Origin of the sequence: Pauljensenia sp. 27098_8_83 (assembly GCF_041432695.1) — a bacterium.
Lineage (GTDB): Bacteria > Actinomycetota > Actinomycetes > Actinomycetales > Actinomycetaceae > Pauljensenia.
In genome coordinates this window covers 20,653-38,896 of sequence record NZ_JAPWAD010000029.1, presented here as the reverse complement: position 1 = coordinate 38,896, position 18,244 = coordinate 20,653, and the positions used below count along the sequence as shown (strand labels likewise).

The following is an 18,244-nucleotide window of genomic DNA, read 5'->3' as shown; positions in this document are numbered from 1 at the left end:
ACAGCCCGACCGTCGCGGAGCTTATCACCGCCCCACCACGACGTTTTGTTCTATAACCTGACATCGAGAGCGGCCACTCCCCTTCCTTGAGCACACGCGTCCCTCCCTCTGCACGTTAACCCAGCTGGTGGAGCCTGGGCGCGACAGGGCCTGCATGCACCCTTCAATGCGCACGTTAACCCGCACATGCGCACATGGGCCCACTAATCCACACGTGGGTCCTCTCACCTGCACGTTAACCAGCTAATACGAGCCTGGGCAGACCCGCCCACACTCCAAATAGCGGGTTCACATGCGACATAGCGAGTTAACACTCGCAACAGCAGATTTATGTGCGATACAGCGGGTTCTCGTGTGCGCAACACACCATGCCAGAACACCGCCGCGCCCAAAACGCAGACCACTTCGCCCACAACACCCCATTTTCGGCGTTGTTCACCGAGGTGGTCTGCGATTTGGGCACCACACCACCCCAAACCGCGACTTCATCGCCACCTCTCGGGGGGAATTGCACTACACAAGCCTCCGACACGCCGGCGACACGCCGCAAGAGGGCTTCGTGTAGTGCAAAACCCCCAACGCTCACCCCGGCAGTCACGCCTACACCCGAGCCAATGCCGTCGGTTACACACTCCTTCGGCCACGCCGACCCCGTCGACACCCTCGATGCGGAGCTCGTCCACTCCCCCGCCTACGCCATCCGTGCCTTCGACTCCCGCGCCTCCAGCTCCCAAGCCGAAGCAGCTGGCTCGCACCGATGCCGACATGGCTGGCGTCCTCGCTGACCTCGGCATGCTGAGCCTGCTGGGTGCACTGGCGGTGGCGGCTCGCCGACGCCAGGCCTGACCGACCTGCCCTCCGCGCGAGGGCACGCATCGGACACGCCACGCCCCGGCCTCGTATTGAACTGCGCTCCGAAACTTGGACGCTTTATTTTATATGGTAGCCGTTATGCGGCTTCCTGTAGGGCTTCATCCCCGCTCACACGGGGAAAACGTGATCGACGACGGGGAGGCTCGCACAGGTGGGGGCTCATCCCCGCTCACGCGGGGAAAACGCGGTGCACGCCACGACCTCGTCGACTGTGTCCGGCTCATCCCCGCTCACGCGGGGAAAACTGTTCCGCAAGGTCCGCGACGATCTGTCTCTCGGGCTCATCCCCGCTCACGCGAGGAAAACTACGCCGGGGCATCCGACGTTTTAAGAAGGAACGGCTCATCCCCGCTCACGCGGGGAAAACCCCTTGCGGTGCCGCTCGTCGCGCTGGCACCCCGGCTCATCCCCGCTCACGCGGGGAAAACGTCAGGGTGTTAGGGGCTAGGTCGAGCGTGGAGCTCATCCCCGCTCACGCGGGGAAAACTACAAGAGCGCCACGCTCACCCGCTCCTCGTCGGGCTCATCCCCGCTCACGCCGGGAAAACTAGTCCGATTCGCACCCGGCAAAGTCCATCAGGGGCTCATCCCCGCTCACGCGGGGAAAACTCTCGAGTGGTCATGATGGTTCCTTTCAGAGGGGGCTCATCCCCGCTCACGCGGGGAAAACAGGGATTCATCGTCGGCGGTATAGGTGGCGACGGGCTCATCCCCGCTCACGCGGGGAAAACTCACGATCAAGGTGTCCGTGCATTGCCTCGTCGGGCTCATCCCCGCTCACGCGGGGAAAACGGTCTCGCGGGGTGGCAGCCTCGCGGGGCCTGTGGCTCATCCCCGCTCACGCGGGGAAAACCGCGTGTCGAGCACATTCGACGTGTGTGCATCGGGCTCATCCCCGCTCACGCGGGGAAAACTCGATGAGTTGTTTCAGTTCGGCGAAGTTTGCGGGCTCATCCCCGCTCACGCGGGGAAAACCCGCACGGTTCTTTGCGTTCCATACACCTCATGGGCTCATCCCCGCTCACGCGGGGAAAACGGCCTGCGAGCGCGTACTTGGTGTTCATGGTAGGGCTCATCCCCGCTCACGCGGGGAAAACGGCGGGGTTTCCGGTGACGCGCTCGAGGTGGAGGGCTCATCCCCGCTCACGCGGGGAAAACTTTCACCCTCGTTTCACCCACCTGTCAAGTGACGGCTCATCCCCGCTCACGCGGGGAAAACCCGTCTCTCTCACTGACCGCGCGTTTAATTTAGGGCTCATCCCCGCTCACGCGGGGAAAACTTGCACCAGCCACCTGTGAGAGTGCAAACTTCGGGCTCATCCCCGCTCACGCGGGGAAAACCCATGCACGGGTACTTGCCCGTGAGCGTGACTGGGCTCATCCCCGCTCACGCGGGGAAAACGCGTGAGTTCAACCGTGAGACGGACTCGCACGCGGCTCATCCCCGCTCACGCGGGGAAAACTTCGTCGCCGACTACGCTGCCCTTAGGGCATGGGGCTCATCCCCGCTCACGCGGGGAAAACGGGTGAGCGAGCAGAATCGGGATGCGGCCAGCGGGCTCATCCCCGCTCACGCGGGGAAAACGAGGCTGGCGACGAAAAGGGCTCGACGTTCGACGGCTCATCCCCGCTCACGCGGGGAAAACGTTTGCCCGCGTTCGCGAGATTCGTCAGGCCGGGGCTCATCCCCGCTCACGCGGGGAAAACCGACGCGCTGCCCGGCTGCACGACCGGCTGGGAGGGCTCATCCCCGCTCACGCGGGGAAAACCCGCTGACCGGGCGCTGTCCGGCAAGTGGAGTGGGCTCATCCCCGCTCACGCGGGGAAAACGTCCCCTCGTCGAGAGCCCCGCTCAACCTGGCGGGCTCATCCCCGCTCACGCGGGGAAAACGGTGAGATCGGCGGCGGTCTTGGTGCTCATCAGGGCTCATCCCCGCTCACGCGGGGAAAACACCGGCACCCCGTCCCCGAACGGTCTCCTCGACGGCTCATCCCCGCTCACGCGGGGAAAACGAGATACTCGAGCCGAGCTCCTGGTAGGCCGCAGGCTCATCCCCGCTCACGCGGGGAAAACTCCAGTCCGCACACTCACGCGCCGTCTCATTCGGGCTCATCCCCGCTCACGCGGGGAAAACTGGATGAGTTGGGGTTCGTCGCGGCCCACGCCGGGCTCATCCCCGCTCACGCGGGGAAAACCGACCTGGCAGCTGCTCCTCGCACAGGCAAGCGGGCTCATCCCCGCTCACGCGGGGAAAACGAGGGGCGCGCGGTAAACGCCCTGTACGTCTGGGGCTCATCCCCGCTCACGCGGGGAAAACGGCAGGGTGACTTTCCCCTCAGTGAACCGCTTGGGCTCATCCCCGCTCACGCGGGGAAAACTCGCCGACCAGGCCATGACACTGGACGGCCTCGGGCTCATCCCCGCTCACGCGGGGAAAACGTACGCAATTTCGGGCCTATTACCTGTCGTGCGGGCTCATCCCCGCTCACGCGGGGAAAACAGTGCCCCTAACTTGCGTCTCTCCTTCCCGGCGGGCTCATCCCCGCTCACGCGGGGAAAACGGTGGCGACGCCGCCGGTCGGCAGGGTCGCGCCGGCTCATCCCCGCTCACGCGGGGAAAACTACATCGACAACGCGAATCCCCTCATGGGCCTGGGCTCATCCCCGCTCACGCGGGGAAAACGGTGCGCGCCCGCACGTCACCCGCGCCGAAGAGGGCTCATCCCCGCTCACGCGGGGAAAACTGAGTTGCTCGAGGCTGCGGCGCGCGGTAGGGGGCTCATCCCCGCTCACGCGGGGAAAACGGGCGCGCACGTCCCCCGAGCGGACGAATGAGCGGCTCATCCCCGCTCACGCGGGGAAAACTCCGTGTAAATGTCGGCTCGGGTGGCCATGGTGGGCTCATCCCCGCTCACGCGGGGAAAACTGGTCAAGTCTGGACATGAGGGCGGGAGAGATGGGCTCATCCCCGCTCACGCGGGGAAAACAGCACCGGAGGGGCTGGCGTGTTCGCCGCCGCGGGCTCATCCCCGCTCACGCGGGGAAAACTCGAGTCAAAGCGACTCCCATACGCGGGCGTCGTGGCTCATCCCCGCTCACGCGGGGAAAACCTCGAGGTCTGTGAGTGCCCAACGCGTCTGGCCGGCTCATCCCCGCTCACGCGGGGAAAACCATGTGCGCGCATAGCCATCGCCTCGATGTCGGGGCTCATCCCCGCTCACGCGGGGAAAACAAATGGTGAAACACGCAATCGGCGGCGCGCATGGGCTCATCCCCGCTCACGCGGGGAAAACCACGACCTAGGCGACCGTATCCAAACAATGCGCGGCTCATCCCCGCTCACGCGGGGAAAACATCGAGCTCGAGGGCAACGTCGGCGACGTACTGGGCTCATCCCCGCTCACGCGGGGAAAACGTCCAGATCGACTCCAGCGCCGGGAACAGGGAGGGCTCATCCCCGCTCACGCGGGGAAAACATGCACCGGAAGATCGACCACACGCGCGTCAGCGGCTCATCCCCGCTCACGCGGGGAAAACATGCACCGGAAGATCGACCACACGCGCGTCAGCGGCTCATCCCCGCTCACGCGGGGAAAACAATGATTAGTCACTCGGATGCGGCGATTGTCCGGGCTCATCCCCGCTCACGCGGGGAAAACCTACAGTCGCAAGCGACAGGCTAATCGCTCCGCGGCTCATCCCCGCTCACGCGGGGAAAACATAGCCTTGACTGAAGTGGCCGTACTTCCGCCGGGCTCATCCCCGCTCACGCGGGGAAAACCAAGCACTGTCGCACACAACACAAACCCGCCTAGGCTCATCCCCGCTCACGCGGGGAAAACTTGTATTGCGGAAAACGCGGTTTTGACGGTCGGGGCTCATCCCCGCTCACGCGGGGAAAACTGCGCACGTATCCCGACCAGCATTTCGACGCGGGGCTCATCCCCGCTCACGCGGGGAAAACGTTCCATGCGTCCACGATGGCGGCCCATGCAGCGGCTCATCCCCGCTCACGCGGGGAAAACATCTCGGCCTTGCCCTCCAGCACCCGGAGGATGGGCTCATCCCCGCTCACGCGGGGAAAACGCCCTCAAGCGGGCGGCGCGCAACAACGATGGGGGCTCATCCCCGCTCACGCGGGGAAAACGTTGCGACCCAGTCGAAATAGGCATCAGCTGAGGGCTCATCCCCGCTCACGCGGGGAAAACCGGACGGGCGGCCAGCGCACACATCTGTGGGATGGCTCATCCCCGCTCACGCGGGGAAAACTTACACACGCGGTCAGTGAGAGAGAGACGGAGGGGCTCATCCCCGCTCACGCGGGGAAAACGCCCAGGCGATGACACCGGCGGCGAGACCCGCGGGCTCATCCCCGCTCACGCGGGGAAAACTTCCAAGCCGAACTGGAGATGATCCAGGAGCGAGGCTCATCCCCGCTCACGCGGGGAAAACCTTCTCCATGGATTCGACCAGCTCCCAGCCCGAGGCTCATCCCCGCTCACGCGGGGAAAACTTCGCCGCGCCTGTATCAACGTCGCGGCACTTGGGCTCATCCCCGCTCACGCGGGGAAAACGCGGCGTGGTTGGATGATCTCGGGGTGCCTGGGGGCTCATCCCCGCTCACGCGGGGAAAACTTTTCGGCAACTTCTACGATGAGGAAGCGGCGGGGCTCATCCCCGCTCACGCGGGGAAAACATCCAGGGATTCATCAACGGCATCAAAGGGATGGGCTCATCCCCGCTCACGCGGGGAAAACCGCGTCACCGACTGGCGCGCAACCAGCTTGCAGGGCTCATCCCCGCTCACGCGGGGAAAACTGTTAGTGGGTTTGGGTCCGGATGGGGACCAGGGGCTCATCCCCGCTCACGCGGGGAAAACCTGAGACGAAACAACAAGCTCTCCGCCACGCACGGCTCATCCCCGCTCACGCGGGGAAAACTATGTGTTCACGCTTGGCGGCGCGGCGGGCATGGGCTCATCCCCGCTCACGCGGGGAAAACGCTCACGGGCATGGTCGCCGATACCGACGCCGGGGCTCATCCCCGCTCACGCGGGGAAAACGCTGGCCTCCTCGGCTCCGACGCAGGCACCTCGGGCTCATCCCCGCTCACGCGGGGAAAACCCACGTAGCGCGCACGTACGCCTAGGTACGTCGGGCTCATCCCCGCTCACGCGGGGAAAACGTCTTCTTCAGCAGGTTCGCTGCCGTCTTGTGGGGCTCATCCCCGCTCACGCGGGGAAAACGCGCGCAATGTGGATAGATACGGTGCCGTCTCGGGCTCATCCCCGCTCACGCGGGGAAAACGCGCGCAATGTGGATAGATACGGTGCCGTCTCGGGCTCATCCCCGCTCACGCGGGGAAAACCAGGTGCAAGTCCTCAAAGCCCACCTCGGCGACGGCTCATCCCCGCTCACGCGGGGAAAACGAGTAGTAGCGGGCGGTGGCCTCACAAAGAGAGGGCTCATCCCCGCTCACGCGGGGAAAACTGTTGGCGCATGATCGCTTCATATTTGCAACGGGGCTCATCCCCGCTCACGCGGGGAAAACCCTGGTCGCCGCCGTCGAGGCGCGCGGGCCGGGGGCTCATCCCCGCTCACGCGGGGAAAACCCGGAGATCGTCACGGAGCTGGTCGCCGCTGACGGCTCATCCCCGCTCACGCGGGGAAAACATTTCCATGATGATCTGTTCTCCTTGGTGATCGGGCTCATCCCCGCTCACGCGGGGAAAACCATTCTCACGGAGTCCTCGAAGCCGAAGCCCAGGGCTCATCCCCGCTCACGCGGGGAAAACTTCCTCCACGGGAAGTCATGGCGCGCTACGGTGGGCTCATCCCCGCTCACGCGGGGAAAACTTTTACCCTTCCTTTACCCACCTGTCAAGTGACGGCTCATCCCCGCTCACGCGGGGAAAACAGGGAGGAAGCATGAGTGCGACCTTTCGGTGTGGGCTCATCCCCGCTCACGCGGGGAAAACCTAACTCGCCTCGTGAATACCTCCCATTTTTTAGGCTCATCCCCGCTCACGCGGGGAAAACTGCGCTTGGCTTCAACTGCCCTGGCACGCTCAAGGCTCATCCCCGCTCACGCGGGGAAAACCATGGCGTGGCTAGGGAGAGTCAGGGAGGGAGGGGGCTCATCCCCGCTCACGCGGGGAAAACACCGCCACTAACTCGCCTCGTGAATACCCCCCAGGCTCATCCCCGCTCACGCGGGGAAAACGACAAAGTACCCTGCGACCCTGGCAGTTTATCAGGGCTCATCCCCGCTCACGCGGGGAAAACTGACCGCGTGTGTAATTTAGTTCACAAAGATCGGGCTCATCCCCGCTCACGCGGGGAAAACCCCCTCCTGAGTCTGTCAACTTGATAATGTGTGGGCTCATCCCCGCTCACGCGGGGAAAACTTCGTCGCTGACTACGCTGCCCTTAAAGGGTGGGGCTCATCCCCGCTCACGCGGGGAAAACCTCGGATCGGGCCGCTCGGTGGCGACAACGAGGGGCTCATCCCCGCTCACGCGGGGAAAACTTGAACTGAGGTGAGCTCATGGAGTAGGGAGAGGGCTCATCCCCGCTCACGCGGGGAAAACGATGCGAGGCTTGAAGCCTTGGAGCGGATGCCGGGCTCATCCCCGCTCACGCGGGGAAAACCGCGGACTCATGGAGGCGCTGGGCGAGGCTCAGGGCTCATCCCCGCTCACGCGGGGAAAACGGTTATGTGTTGTGTGCGACAGTGCTTGTGTCGGGCTCATCCCCGCTCACGCGGGGAAAACTTTCTCGCGTTCGGCGGGCTGTCCCCTCCGATGGGCTCATCCCCGCTCACGCGGGGAAAACCCGTTAAGCTGCTCCTGCGCGGGGCGAGGCATGGGCTCATCCCCGCTCACGCGGGGAAAACCCGTCGTGGCCGGTCTTGGACTTCGCGCGCTCGGGCTCATCCCCGCTCACGCGGGGAAAACTTTTCGGCCACTTCCACGATGAGGAAGCGGCGGGGCTCATCCCCGCTCACGCGGGGAAAACGTGGTTCCCCAAATCACCTGGCGGCGCGGGAGCGGCTCATCCCCGCTCACGCGGGGAAAACAGCACCGGATCGTGCCGCATGAGGAGGTCCCAGGGCTCATCCCCGCTCACGCGGGGAAAACATTCAAGGACTGAAAGGACCGAAGCAATGACCGGGCTCATCCCCGCTCACGCGGGGAAAACTCGACGACTCGATGACGCCGTAGACGACGAGGAGGCTCATCCCCGCTCACGCGGGGAAAACATCTTCGTCGCCCTCTATCAGAATAACGAGGCGGGCTCATCCCCGCTCACGCGGGGAAAACATCTTCGTCGCCCTCTATCAGAATAACGAGGCGGGCTCATCCCCGCTCACGCGGGGAAAACATCGAGTGCCGCCCCGAGTGCGCCGCCGCCGACGGCTCATCCCCGCTCACGCGGGGAAAACACAGACGAACAGTCCGCCCGCGCGGGGGATGCGGGCTCATCCCCGCTCACGCGGGGAAAACACACGGAACTCACACTCCTCGCCAGTGTACCCGGGCTCATCCCCGCTCACGCGGGGAAAACACGACGTTGAGCTTGGGGACGAGTTGGCGCGTGGGCTCATCCCCGCTCACGCGGGGAAAACTCCGCCCCTGGTAAACAGGTTATCGGCGTAGCGGGCTCATCCCCGCTCACGCGGGGAAAACCACACAGGTGGGCGAAATGTGGGTCGGCTCCCGGGCTCATCCCCGCTCACGCGGGGAAAACTTCCTCGCCGTCTGCACGTGCGGTTGGAGAGACGGCTCATCCCCGCTCACGCGGGGAAAACCGTACCTGGAGAATGGCCGCACTTACCGTGTGGGGCTCATCCCCGCTCACGCGGGGAAAACATCTGGGGCAGTCCCACGGCGGGCACCTACAAGGGCTCATCCCCGCTCACGCGGGGAAAACACTTCCTGACCTGCGCTTTTATCGCGCAGATCGATCAGATCTTGGAAAGCCTTGAGCTTTGCGCCTTTTCTGAAAGTTACTCATCGCAGGACGTTTACGCAACTGACGCGCCGCGGGATCGGGTTCGGAGTATTGGCCTCGCCCCTCGGAGTAGTAGGGGCGCATCATGAGCGTCAGCCCATCGAAATCGACGGGCTTCCAGGGATCACCCCACGTCAGGAACTCGAGCCCCTGTTCGTTTCGCGCACGGTAGACCATGACGGCACGCCCTGTCTTCATGTTTTCAGTGACGATATCCCACAGGCGTTCACGGACCCGTGCGGACAGCGTCCCCACGAATACCCCCGGGGAGATTTCCATCAACCACCGAGTCACATGCCCTCGCAAACCTTCAGGCACGGCAGACAAAACGAGGACGATCACCAGGACCCGCTCTCCTCGTACGCCACGCCCGCGGCAACAGTGCCCTCGCGGTCATCCCACAGTCGCAAGTCGTCGACGATCAGGTCCTCGTCCTCAACGTCCAATGCACCTGACACCGACAGCAGCCCCTTGATGTCCGCGACACACCGCTCAAGCAGATGAAACTCTCGCACGGCATCGCGGACAGCCTTACGAGCGGCACTGCCCACGGCCTCGTCAGTCGGAGAAGCCGCAACATCAAAAGCGATCGGAATCGTGAGGTCGGCCTTGTACAAGTCCGCAATGTCGTACACAAATGATCGATAGTTCCCGTTGTGCACGAACCCCAGCCCGGGGCTACATCCCAGCGCGACGATGACCGCGTGGACGATCCCGTAAATCGCCGAATTCGCGGCCGACAGCGCCTGATTCACAACCGAGCCGTCCTCATAGTTCTCAGGATCGTACTCGCGTCGGTCCCAGGGCACCCCCGTGCGCTGCGAGTGCTCACGATACAAGCGACGCACCCGAGCACCCTCGCGCCCCCTCAACTGCTGAAGACTCAGCTTCGACACATCCTCACCGGCGAAACGCATCAAGTACATGTTGCGCGCAACAGTCAGTCGCATCGACGGATCACTCACCGCGCGAGCCTGTGCCTCCAACAACCTCGAGGAACGCGAGGGCGGTGAGCCGTGCGCGTAGTAGCGCACCCCGTTCTCGCCAACCCACACGATGGTCGACCCGCTCTCCGAGAGTACAGACACCGCCGAGTGAGTGATCCGAACCCCGGGTCCCAGCAGCAGCACCGACAGCGCCGCCGCTGGGACGTGGGCGATTCCATGACCATCAGCCACAGTGATCGCGTTCGAGTCACGATTGATCGTGCACCGCTCGACGTAGAGGAACGTCAACCGGTCCCGAACTCGCACCAGGTCTTTCGGATCTGGGGGCTTCGCCCCGGGGATCGGTCTCATGGCCGAGCCAAGGTCATCAAACCGCAGCCGTAGGCTTTCCCTCGGCCGATTCCGTGAGTGAGGGCTCGGCGTAGGGCCTCGGGATCCGTCACCTCAAGGACACCCTCGAAGGTAGCCACCCCGAGGGTCACGCGACGCTCCCCGCGCTTAAACTCAGCGATACTGCGTTCAACGCCGTTGATCAGCAGATTCGCACCGTCGACACGTTGCCCGTCGCTGTCCTCGAGAACCGGCAGGTCACCACCAAGCTCAGCGGAGGTGAGCACCCTGAACCCGCATTTCTCAGCGCGTTCGAGGACCCACTGCGTCTGCTGATCCTGCGTGACGTGTGCGAGAACCTTCTTGCGTCCCCGCGCATTGACCTGACTACCCTCCCGGAACGTCGGATTGACGCAGAGGCGGAAACCCCACCGCTGCCCGGCCGACAGCCCGTCAAGGAAGGTACTCATGTCGCGGATGACAACCCCGCCCTCGGTCGCGTAACCGGCCTCCTCGACGATATGCGAGGGATCCGGAGCAACCGGGCTCGAAATGTAGAGCACGCACGAGGGGCTCCCCTGACGAGGGCCAGCTCCTCGAACGGCCGGCGGACGGTCCAAGCGCCAGAGAACCCGCGGAGCGCCGGGATCATCCAGCACGCCCGGAGGGAAGCAATTCAGCACAGCCGCGTGCAGCATCTGTCGGCTGCGCATGAGCTGCTTCGCCCCACGACGGTGCGGGTTGAGGTAGATGCGTGTCAGATACATCAGAGCACCTCCATCGGATCATGCACGAGGCCGGGACTGGCCTGCGGTTTCGTCTCCACGTACTGCGGATTCTCCAGGTCGATATATGTCTCCTCGACGGTACGCAGGGTGTACTTGCGATTCTCCGAGTCGAAACTGATCGGCATGTCCTGAAGCGTCTGCTGGGAGGTTTTCTCCACCTGAGGCGGAATAATTCCCAGATCCGCAACGACTCGCGTCCGAACGTAATGATCGTGACGCTGCTTCTTCTGGTAGTACGCCGAGGCCATCCATGGAGTTTCGCGCACCGCATCCCACGCGCTGCCCTCGCGAACAGCGAGGCGCAACGGCAGGGTCGGAGGGCACGAGCGGCGGCCGAGGTAGAGAGGAAACACCGGGCGAACAATTGCCTGCGCGAGTGCATCAATCATGTCGTCAGGCCCCTCGATGAAAGCTCCGAACGCAGCATCCGCCCGGTAGAAACGGTGAGAGAGAGGCATCGACGTATCACCCCTATGCGCCGTGTGGAAGTCGTGGAGCAACTGCCCCGGTTGATCAACCCGGACGGCGACGCTCAGCTCAGCCAGGTCCTCGATGGGATCACTGCGTCTGCGCCCCTGTGCCGCACCGAGCAGACCGACCAGCGCACTTTTCGTGGGAAAAGCCTCCGTCGACCTGCGCGTGAATCGGCTGTCCACGCCCCACGATTGCATGGGACCCGCCAGCCTCAAGACGAGCACCGCACTCATCGCGTGCCTCGCACCGCTTCCGCTGCGGTTTCGCCGAGGGACGCCAGGCGCACCTGCTTGCCGAGCTCCGAGAAGCTCTCGCCACGAGGCGTGGTCCACGACACGAGAGACTCGACGGCCTCCAGACCAGTCAACTCGCGGAGTCGTGCCTCGAACTCCACGAAGCGCTTAATGGCGGGTTCTGCGAAGCCGCGCTGCCCCGCGACGATCGGCTCCTCGAAAGCGCCACTCATATTGATCGGCTGGTCATCACGAACCTGAACCAGAACGGCATCCGGCAGCGTGCGGTTCGCGAAAGTCGTCACCTTTCCAGTCGGCATCGAGCGGACGAAGCTATCCACGAAGAGTTCGACGGCGCGATCCGCAACGGCATCGTCACCCAGGTTTTCACGCAGCAGGTCGACGTTGATCGTCGCGTAGCGGTACACCGTCGCGGACGCGAACTCGATCGTGCCGATCATTCCCGCACCCTCGTCGGCCTCGTCGTTGCGCTTCTTCTCGTCATCAACGGCCGTGTAGTAGTCGTACTCGTGCTCGACCGCACCGACACCAATTGCGTGGGCGACCTGGCATGCGGCATCGACGTTCAGCGCATTCGGTTCGGCGACCATGCGACCGAACAGAGCGATATCGATCGAGTGATCCGTATCCACAAGGCTGCGCGGCTTCAATTCCTTGAATGCTGCCGCGGGATCATCCTCGTGAGCGACCGAAATCAGTGCGTCCGCAACATGCTCGATCTGCTTGGCCGACAGGAACACGAGGAATCCAGATTCCTTCAACTCCTTGTCACTCTTATTCCCACGCGGCTCAGCAAGCTTGAAACCGATGGCCTTCAGGCCCATCTCGGCGAGCTCGATCGATGCGGCCTCCAGGTCGGGACGCTTCTCGGTGATCGTTCGTGCGACCAGCTCAACGATCTTCTTCGTACGTACGCCGTAATTTCCGTCGGCAATCTTGCCCTCGAAGTCCTGACGCGTCGCACGCTTGATAGCCTGCGACGAAATGCGCATACGCTGGACTCCACCGAAAGACGCACTCTTGGGCGCGCCGGTGTCGTCCCTGTTCGGGTTCGAGGGAGGGAGGGTCTGCAGGACGTGGATATCAACGAAGACGGACATTGTCTTTCCTTTCACAAATGAAGCGATTGATGGTGGTGCCCGACGTCACTCGTCGGAGTCGGTTTCGGTCTGGATAGTTTCAGCGGGACGGGCGAACTGACGCCCCCATTTGCGCATGACGGACGTGCGGTGACGCGGATCCTGCCACGTGAAGAGGTCGGCTGCCAGCTGCGCGTAATCGCAGGGAATCTCGGCGGCTTCGAGCTGAGAGATAAGCGAACGCAGATGCACGAGAAGCCCCTCAAACGTGGGGGCTTGAACGGCCGCGGAAAAACGCCGATAGATCGGAGTCTCCTCAGCCCGCTTGTCACCGCTCTGCCCCTCGGCCACGACTCGGACCGCGGACGCGAAACTGCGCGGACGGTCCGACGTGTCGTGCATGGGTCTCGTGTTCGATCCCTGGTGGAGAGCCCAGAGAGTGAGCGCCCCGTGGACGGCCTTCTCACCTCGGGTCGGCTCGTCGCCCAGATAGCCTGGGCGATCATCGAGCGTCAGGTCCCACAGCTCGGGCACCGACCCCGCCTCCCGCGAAAGAGCTCCGCGCAGCTGCGCGCGAAGGACACGAGCCGAAGGAGTCTCCTTCCAGAGCCGATTCACGATCAAGCCGCCGACGCGTCCGTACACTGCGCGCCGTGTCGACAAACCTTTCGCAGCGCCATCCGGAGGGGTCTCCGGAGCAGCATCATTGCTGGTCATTTCGTTCCTTCCTGATTGGTGTTCCGTACCGGGAGACGCTTGTTGAGCGCCGACCGGAAGTAGTTTTCAGCGATACCGACGTTCATGTATCCCCTGCCGGTATCCCGACCGATGATTGCCGACGACGAGGCGCCCCTGACGAGTTCGGTCTGAATATCCGTCGCGTGCTGACGCAACGTACACTCCCACCGACGCCCGATATCCCGCCCGCTTTCGTGCCCATCGACCTGGGTCAGCCAGGACCGGAAATCGTTGTCGACAGCGGAGAAGAAGAGCTCCTTAGCGCGATCTCGAGCCCCATCGCCGGCACCGTCTCCGCTCTCACCAGCTGCGCGTGCGAGGTTTGCCGCAAGAGTTCCAACATCCCTGGCAACCTCTTCTGTCAGGCGAACTTGCCGGTCTATCTCGGCGGACAGATCCTCACGTTCGACTCGCATGACGGCAACTGACAACGTCAGCTCGTCCGAGTAGATATCCTCGAACGTCGATTCCTGCGGACCGTAGGTGACACCAACAGCCTGAATCCGCATTACCTTGGGATAGCTGGTCTGGATCGAGGCATTGTCGAGTTGGTAGTGGAAGGACAGCGTCGCGGAGGGGAGGAACTCCCGCTTGGGCTGCTTGTCCACGCCCTGCACGGTTGTCACGGTGGGCAGGGTGCCGGGGAGGTTGCGCCAGAGCGCGCGGCCCGCCTCGAATTTACGAGGCATGTAGACGTCGGTCTTGAACTTCTTAGATTGCGGGGTTGAGTACCTCCACAGGCTCTGAGGCTCATAGAGACGCATCTCCTGCGGGGCGAGTTTGTCACCCTGCGCCAAGACGACGCCCGTCACGCCGGACGAGTCGCCAACCAGCCTGATGCGACGGGAGTGCCAGGTGAGAAGCCGAGGAATGCTCAGCTCCTTGGGAGTGCCCGCGGGGTCGAGGAGAGAGTAGTCACCACGAACCGAGCTTTCCGGTTCGGAAGCCTCCCAGCTGCACACTCCCCATTCGGTCGAACTATCAACGCCGCGCAACGCGGCCGTGGACGCGGGGATCAGGTTCAGGACGAGCGTCTCGTCAAGGTCCTGGCCCTTGAGCCAGACGAGCCCGAGGTGTCCGCACCAAGCCGGGCCAATGGGATAGCCTTTTCCGCCCTTGACCTGGGAATCACCGACTGCTCCTGAACGGATGCCCGAGGGGTCGTACGCCTGCGCGTGCACCAACCAGCGTGCAGCCTCCGAGGCAGGAATGCAGGCCAGTGCGCGGCCGTGACGGGTCGTGAAAAACTGCTCGCCGTTAGGAACATCAGCAATCAGTTTCTCCAGTCCAGACACAGCATCCTTCGCGGTACGCAAATCCGCCACCTGCATGAAGGGGAAGCGGCCTCCGAACAGGTAGAAACGATCCCGCCACCGTTCGAGGTACTCGATCATCTGCTCCGTTGGAGCTCCGTCCTCCCACTGCCTGACCCAGTCGCGCGTATCGTGCGGTGTGGCCACTCGATACGCGATTGCCAGGATCAATCGCTGAATTGCGATGCTCTGCGTGGGTAGCTCGCACGCTAGGTCCGCGATGTCGGTCGTGCGCCGCAGCAGCTCCAGCAGGCCGACATCAGTGATGGTCCCATCGACGAGCCGTACGGGTATCCACGGCTCGTCGAGTAGGTTGTACTCAGGGTTCTTCATTGACCCTGCACCTCCATTCCTCTTTCTGTGGAGTATGTGAATGTGTGTCCGCACAGGTCGCGCGTGAGGCGCTCCCCGTCGGGGGTTTTGTACATCGCGAGGATCAGTTCTCCGGCCAGGAACGGGTGCTCGCGACACGCCCATTCCGTCGTGATGGGATCATCCCAGATGGCACCTGCAACTGCGTCCACCGCCTCGTCGATGCTCTGCCCGCGAGCGCGCAACGCCCACGGCGGCAGGGAGACGCTCCACGAGCAGATGTCGGCGATACGTCCTCGGGCGTTGTATTCGCCGACTGCAAGAGGCGTGTCGTCTTCTGGCACCCCGCTAATAGGGGGAGCCACTGGTACGTTGCCCAGCTCGGGATCGAGGGCGACGATGAGGACGGGGATCTGGTCTTCTCCGTCGCGCACGGCAGCGCGGGCCACTGCGACTGCCGGTCCCTTTGATTCGTCACCGGTTGCGGCATTGCCGAGGAATTTCTCTTCGAGTTCGAGGGCCTGCCACGAGGGCGTATTTGCTTCGCCGAGGCACCAGGTTGTTGCTTTCGCTTGTGCTTGGGCGCGTGCTTTGTTGCGCTCTTCCAACGCGGCATCGAGGGCCTCGCGCCACTGCGCGGGACCGACCGGCACATCATCGGTATACGCCAGAGTCGTCAATTCCGCGTAGTCCAGCGGTTCACGGACGAGTATTTCGCCGCGATCAGCGACAATCCCGAGGGTCCGCAGGACGGCGTAGCGCGCGTACACGTAGTCGGTTCCGCGTGAGTACGCCCAGGGAGAGGGAGTTGCATCTTCGACGATCACGAGACACCTGGCATCGCGCAGGCCGCGTGGACGTTCAGCTCTGTCATGTCTGTGAAGTCGCCCGATACGCTGCAGCACGAGGTCCATGGGCGCGGGATCGGTGAGCATGAGGTCGAAGTCGACGTCGAGGCTTTGCTCGATCACCTGGGTTGCGACGACGACGTGCCTGACGGGACGCTGCTGACTATGTTTTCCGAAAAGTTCGAGCATCCGGCGATCGCGGGCGGCACGTTCGGCGGCCAGGAAACGCGAGTGCAGCAGTGTCGACTGCTCACGGCCAAAAACGTTTCTCACGGCCTCGTATGTTTCCTGGGCCTCGCGGACCGTATTGCGGATGACGACGGCGCATCCACCCTCGGCGAGCTCGCGGTCCAAAAGCTCCGCGATTTCCTGCGGCGAGCCGAGCGAGGTCGGGATGATCCTCTTGGGGACCTCAGCCTCACCCTGAATCTCATGGACGCACACACCCGTGGCGGACACCGTCGAAATTGCCGGATAGCCGATCATTCCATCGACCGACTCGGCGCTCACGCCCGACGACCCACGACCTCGGCGATAGGCGCTCAGAAGAGCGAGACGCCGCGCGGGCGGCAGTGTCGCCGACAGCAACACAACGGGGATCCCGTACATACCAAGCCACGTGAGCGCGGCCTCCAGGTACGTCTCCATGTATTCGTCGGCGGCGTGCACCTCATCGATGACGACGACCTTGCCCATGAGCCCGAGGTGACGCACCAGCACGTGGCGCGACTTCAGGGCAGCGAGCAGCACCTGGTCGATTGTGCCGACCACAACCGGCGACAGGGTCGATCGCCAACGCTGGCCCATCCACCGGCTCGCATGAAGGCCGAGATCCTCCTCGCCGTCATGCACTTCAAGGGGGCTCTTACCGCGTTCGAGGAGCTTGACAAAGGACTCGTTGAGGCTGTTTTTCCCGTGCGCGAGCTGGATGCCGAGCTTCTGCGGTTCATCGCCCAGAATGCTTGTGAGCCATGCGGTGACACGCTCGAACATCGCGTTAGTCGTGGCTTGAGTGGGCAGCGCAACAAACACTCCCTGTAGCCCCCGAGCGCGCATCAGAACCTCGGCCGCCGCGAAGGCCAGCTCGGTCTTCCCAGACCCCGGCGGCGCCTCGACAATCATGAGGTCCGGATCCTCGCGCGTCGCAATCTCGACGGCGGCGCGCTGGGCCTCGGTCGGACGGTACGAGGCCGGCCACCCGAAACGGTGACGGTAGAAGTCTGCGGTCACACCGGTGTGAGTTGCCGGAATGCGTAGAGGGGATGGGAAGGCCGCTCGCTTCCATGCACGCCGGACACGCTCATGCTGCTGGTCTGCGGTGAGCTCGGGGTACCCCTCGATCGACAGCTTTCCAGCCTCGTCGACCGGTCGGGGCCGAAGCGGGAAGTAATCCTCGTTGGAAGCGAGCCAGTCCGCGATCACGAGGGCCGAGGCATAGGCGGAGGCCACCGCAACGGGCAGCTCCGGCAGGGCGGTTCCAGGCGCGATGAGCGGGAAACCGCTACGCGCCGCCATCCACCGAAGCATTTCCGAGCGCGCCTGACCCCAACGGGGATCATCCTCGCGCGACCCTTCCTGTGTCCTGTACTGCTGTCGTGCGACGTACACGGCACCCGCGTCCGGGTATCGACCATGGTGGACACCGACGAGAATGGCCCACTGGAGAGCACGGGATCCATCACCGCCACCCGCAGCTATTTCTTCCTGTAGCGCGAACTGACTGACGAGGCCATGGGGAAGGAAGGAACGTTCAGCGTAATCGGCTTTGCGCATGACGACCAGCCCCTCGCTGCGAATCAGCTGAGCCAGATCTTGGCGCTGGCATGCGAACTGAGGACTCACTTTACCCGCGTCGTGCACCCCTGCGAGGAACACAAACGAGGCCCGTGCCTTGGCGCGATCTCCTCCCCAGACCGAGGCCATGAGCCTGCGATGATGCTCGCTCAGATAGTCGTCGAAGAGGAGCCCCGCAACGTCAGCGGCATCCATCAGGTGCTGGACGACGGACAGCCAGCTGCCGGAGTCTCCACTCTTCGCCCAGAAGCTCCTGGCCAATGCGGAGAGATCAGCAGCGCCGAGGCCGGGCTGGGCGGCAGGGAAAACTGGGGATTCCGCAGTTGTCGGCGTCGTCAGCGAGAATCTCTGCTTGTCTTTTCGGGCCATTTCCTCTTCCTTGAGTCGAAACCATCCTCCGAGTACGGCATGCGCGCTAGCATGAGCTCATGCGGTTACTCTGAAAATGTTGAGCCCGACAGCACCAGCGGAGCTGTCATCA

The 18,244-nt window shown here is 63.7% G+C and carries 9 protein-coding genes and 1 CRISPR repeat array; of the genes, 1 reads left to right on the top strand and 8 read right to left on the bottom strand.

Features of this window, described 5'->3' with window-relative positions; all coding sequences use genetic code 11:
• Positions 1–702: 702 nt before the first annotated feature.
• Positions 703–846 carry a hypothetical protein gene (locus tag O3656_RS09555; protein ID WP_500063798.1) on the top strand — a complete coding sequence of 48 codons (144 nt, stop codon included), beginning with the start codon at positions 703–705 and terminating at the stop codon, positions 844–846.
• Between the two features lie 122 nt (positions 847–968).
• Positions 969–8,805: direct repeats of the CRISPR family, unit length 28 nt; unit sequence GGCTCATCCCCGCTCACGCGGGGAAAAC.
• A gap of 18 nt (positions 8,806–8,823) precedes the next feature.
• Here the strand turns inward: O3656_RS09555 and cas2e are convergent.
• From cas2e to cas3, 8 genes are read right to left on the bottom strand one after another with little or no spacing between them, the layout of a single operon-like run.
• Positions 8,824–9,228 carry a type I-E CRISPR-associated endoribonuclease Cas2e gene (cas2e, locus tag O3656_RS09550; RefSeq protein WP_039929646.1) on the bottom strand — a complete coding sequence of 135 codons (405 nt, stop codon included), beginning with the start codon at positions 9,226–9,228 and terminating at the stop codon, positions 8,824–8,826.
• A complete protein-coding gene (gene cas1e, locus O3656_RS09545; protein WP_500063797.1) occupies positions 9,225–10,184 on the bottom strand; it encodes a type I-E CRISPR-associated endonuclease Cas1e in 960 nt (319 codons plus the stop codon). The genes cas2e and cas1e overlap by 4 nt, the downstream gene beginning before the upstream one ends.
• Positions 10,181–10,930, bottom strand: coding sequence for a type I-E CRISPR-associated protein Cas6/Cse3/CasE (cas6e, locus tag O3656_RS09540; RefSeq protein WP_500063795.1), 750 nt, complete (start codon positions 10,928–10,930; stop codon positions 10,181–10,183). The genes cas1e and cas6e overlap by 4 nt, the downstream gene beginning before the upstream one ends.
• Entirely contained in the window at positions 10,930–11,658 is a 729-nt protein-coding gene (gene cas5e / locus O3656_RS09535) for a type I-E CRISPR-associated protein Cas5/CasD (RefSeq protein WP_500063793.1), read from the bottom strand. The genes cas6e and cas5e overlap by 1 nt, the downstream gene beginning before the upstream one ends.
• The gene (gene cas7e, locus O3656_RS09530; protein WP_500063792.1) at positions 11,655–12,779 is read right to left on the bottom strand and encodes a type I-E CRISPR-associated protein Cas7/Cse4/CasC; all 1,125 of its coding nucleotides are present in this window, start codon (positions 12,777–12,779) and stop codon (positions 11,655–11,657) included. Before cas7e ends, cas5e begins: the two co-directional genes overlap by 4 nt.
• Before the next feature lie 45 nt (positions 12,780–12,824).
• A complete protein-coding gene (gene casB, locus O3656_RS09525; protein ID WP_500063791.1) occupies positions 12,825–13,475 on the bottom strand; it encodes a type I-E CRISPR-associated protein Cse2/CasB in 651 nt (216 codons plus the stop codon).
• The gene (casA, locus tag O3656_RS09520; protein ID WP_500063789.1) at positions 13,472–15,142 is read right to left on the bottom strand and encodes a type I-E CRISPR-associated protein Cse1/CasA; all 1,671 of its coding nucleotides are present in this window, start codon (positions 15,140–15,142) and stop codon (positions 13,472–13,474) included. Before casA ends, casB begins: the two co-directional genes overlap by 4 nt.
• On the bottom strand, positions 15,139–18,132 hold the full coding sequence (gene cas3, locus O3656_RS09515; RefSeq protein WP_500063788.1) for a CRISPR-associated helicase Cas3': 2,994 nt from the start codon (positions 18,130–18,132) through the stop codon (positions 15,139–15,141). The genes casA and cas3 overlap by 4 nt, the downstream gene beginning before the upstream one ends.
• Positions 18,133–18,244 lie beyond the last annotated feature (112 nt).

Excerpts from the sequence above, each read along its gene's own strand:
- cas1e (WP_500063797.1), bottom strand. The coding sequence starts at position 10,184 with ATGAGACCGATCCCCGGGGCGAAGCCCCCAGATCCGAAAGACCTGGTG.
- cas6e (WP_500063795.1), bottom strand. The coding sequence starts at position 10,930 with ATGTATCTGACACGCATCTACCTCAACCCGCACCGTCGTGGGGCGAAG.
- cas5e (WP_500063793.1), bottom strand. The coding sequence starts at position 11,658 with ATGAGTGCGGTGCTCGTCTTGAGGCTGGCGGGTCCCATGCAATCGTGG.
- cas7e (WP_500063792.1), bottom strand. The coding sequence starts at position 12,779 with ATGTCCGTCTTCGTTGATATCCACGTCCTGCAGACCCTCCCTCCCTCG.
- casB (WP_500063791.1), bottom strand. The coding sequence starts at position 13,475 with ATGACCAGCAATGATGCTGCTCCGGAGACCCCTCCGGATGGCGCTGCG.
- casA (WP_500063789.1), bottom strand. The coding sequence starts at position 15,142 with ATGAAGAACCCTGAGTACAACCTACTCGACGAGCCGTGGATACCCGTA.
- cas3 (WP_500063788.1), bottom strand. The coding sequence starts at position 18,132 with ATGGCCCGAAAAGACAAGCAGAGATTCTCGCTGACGACGCCGACAACT.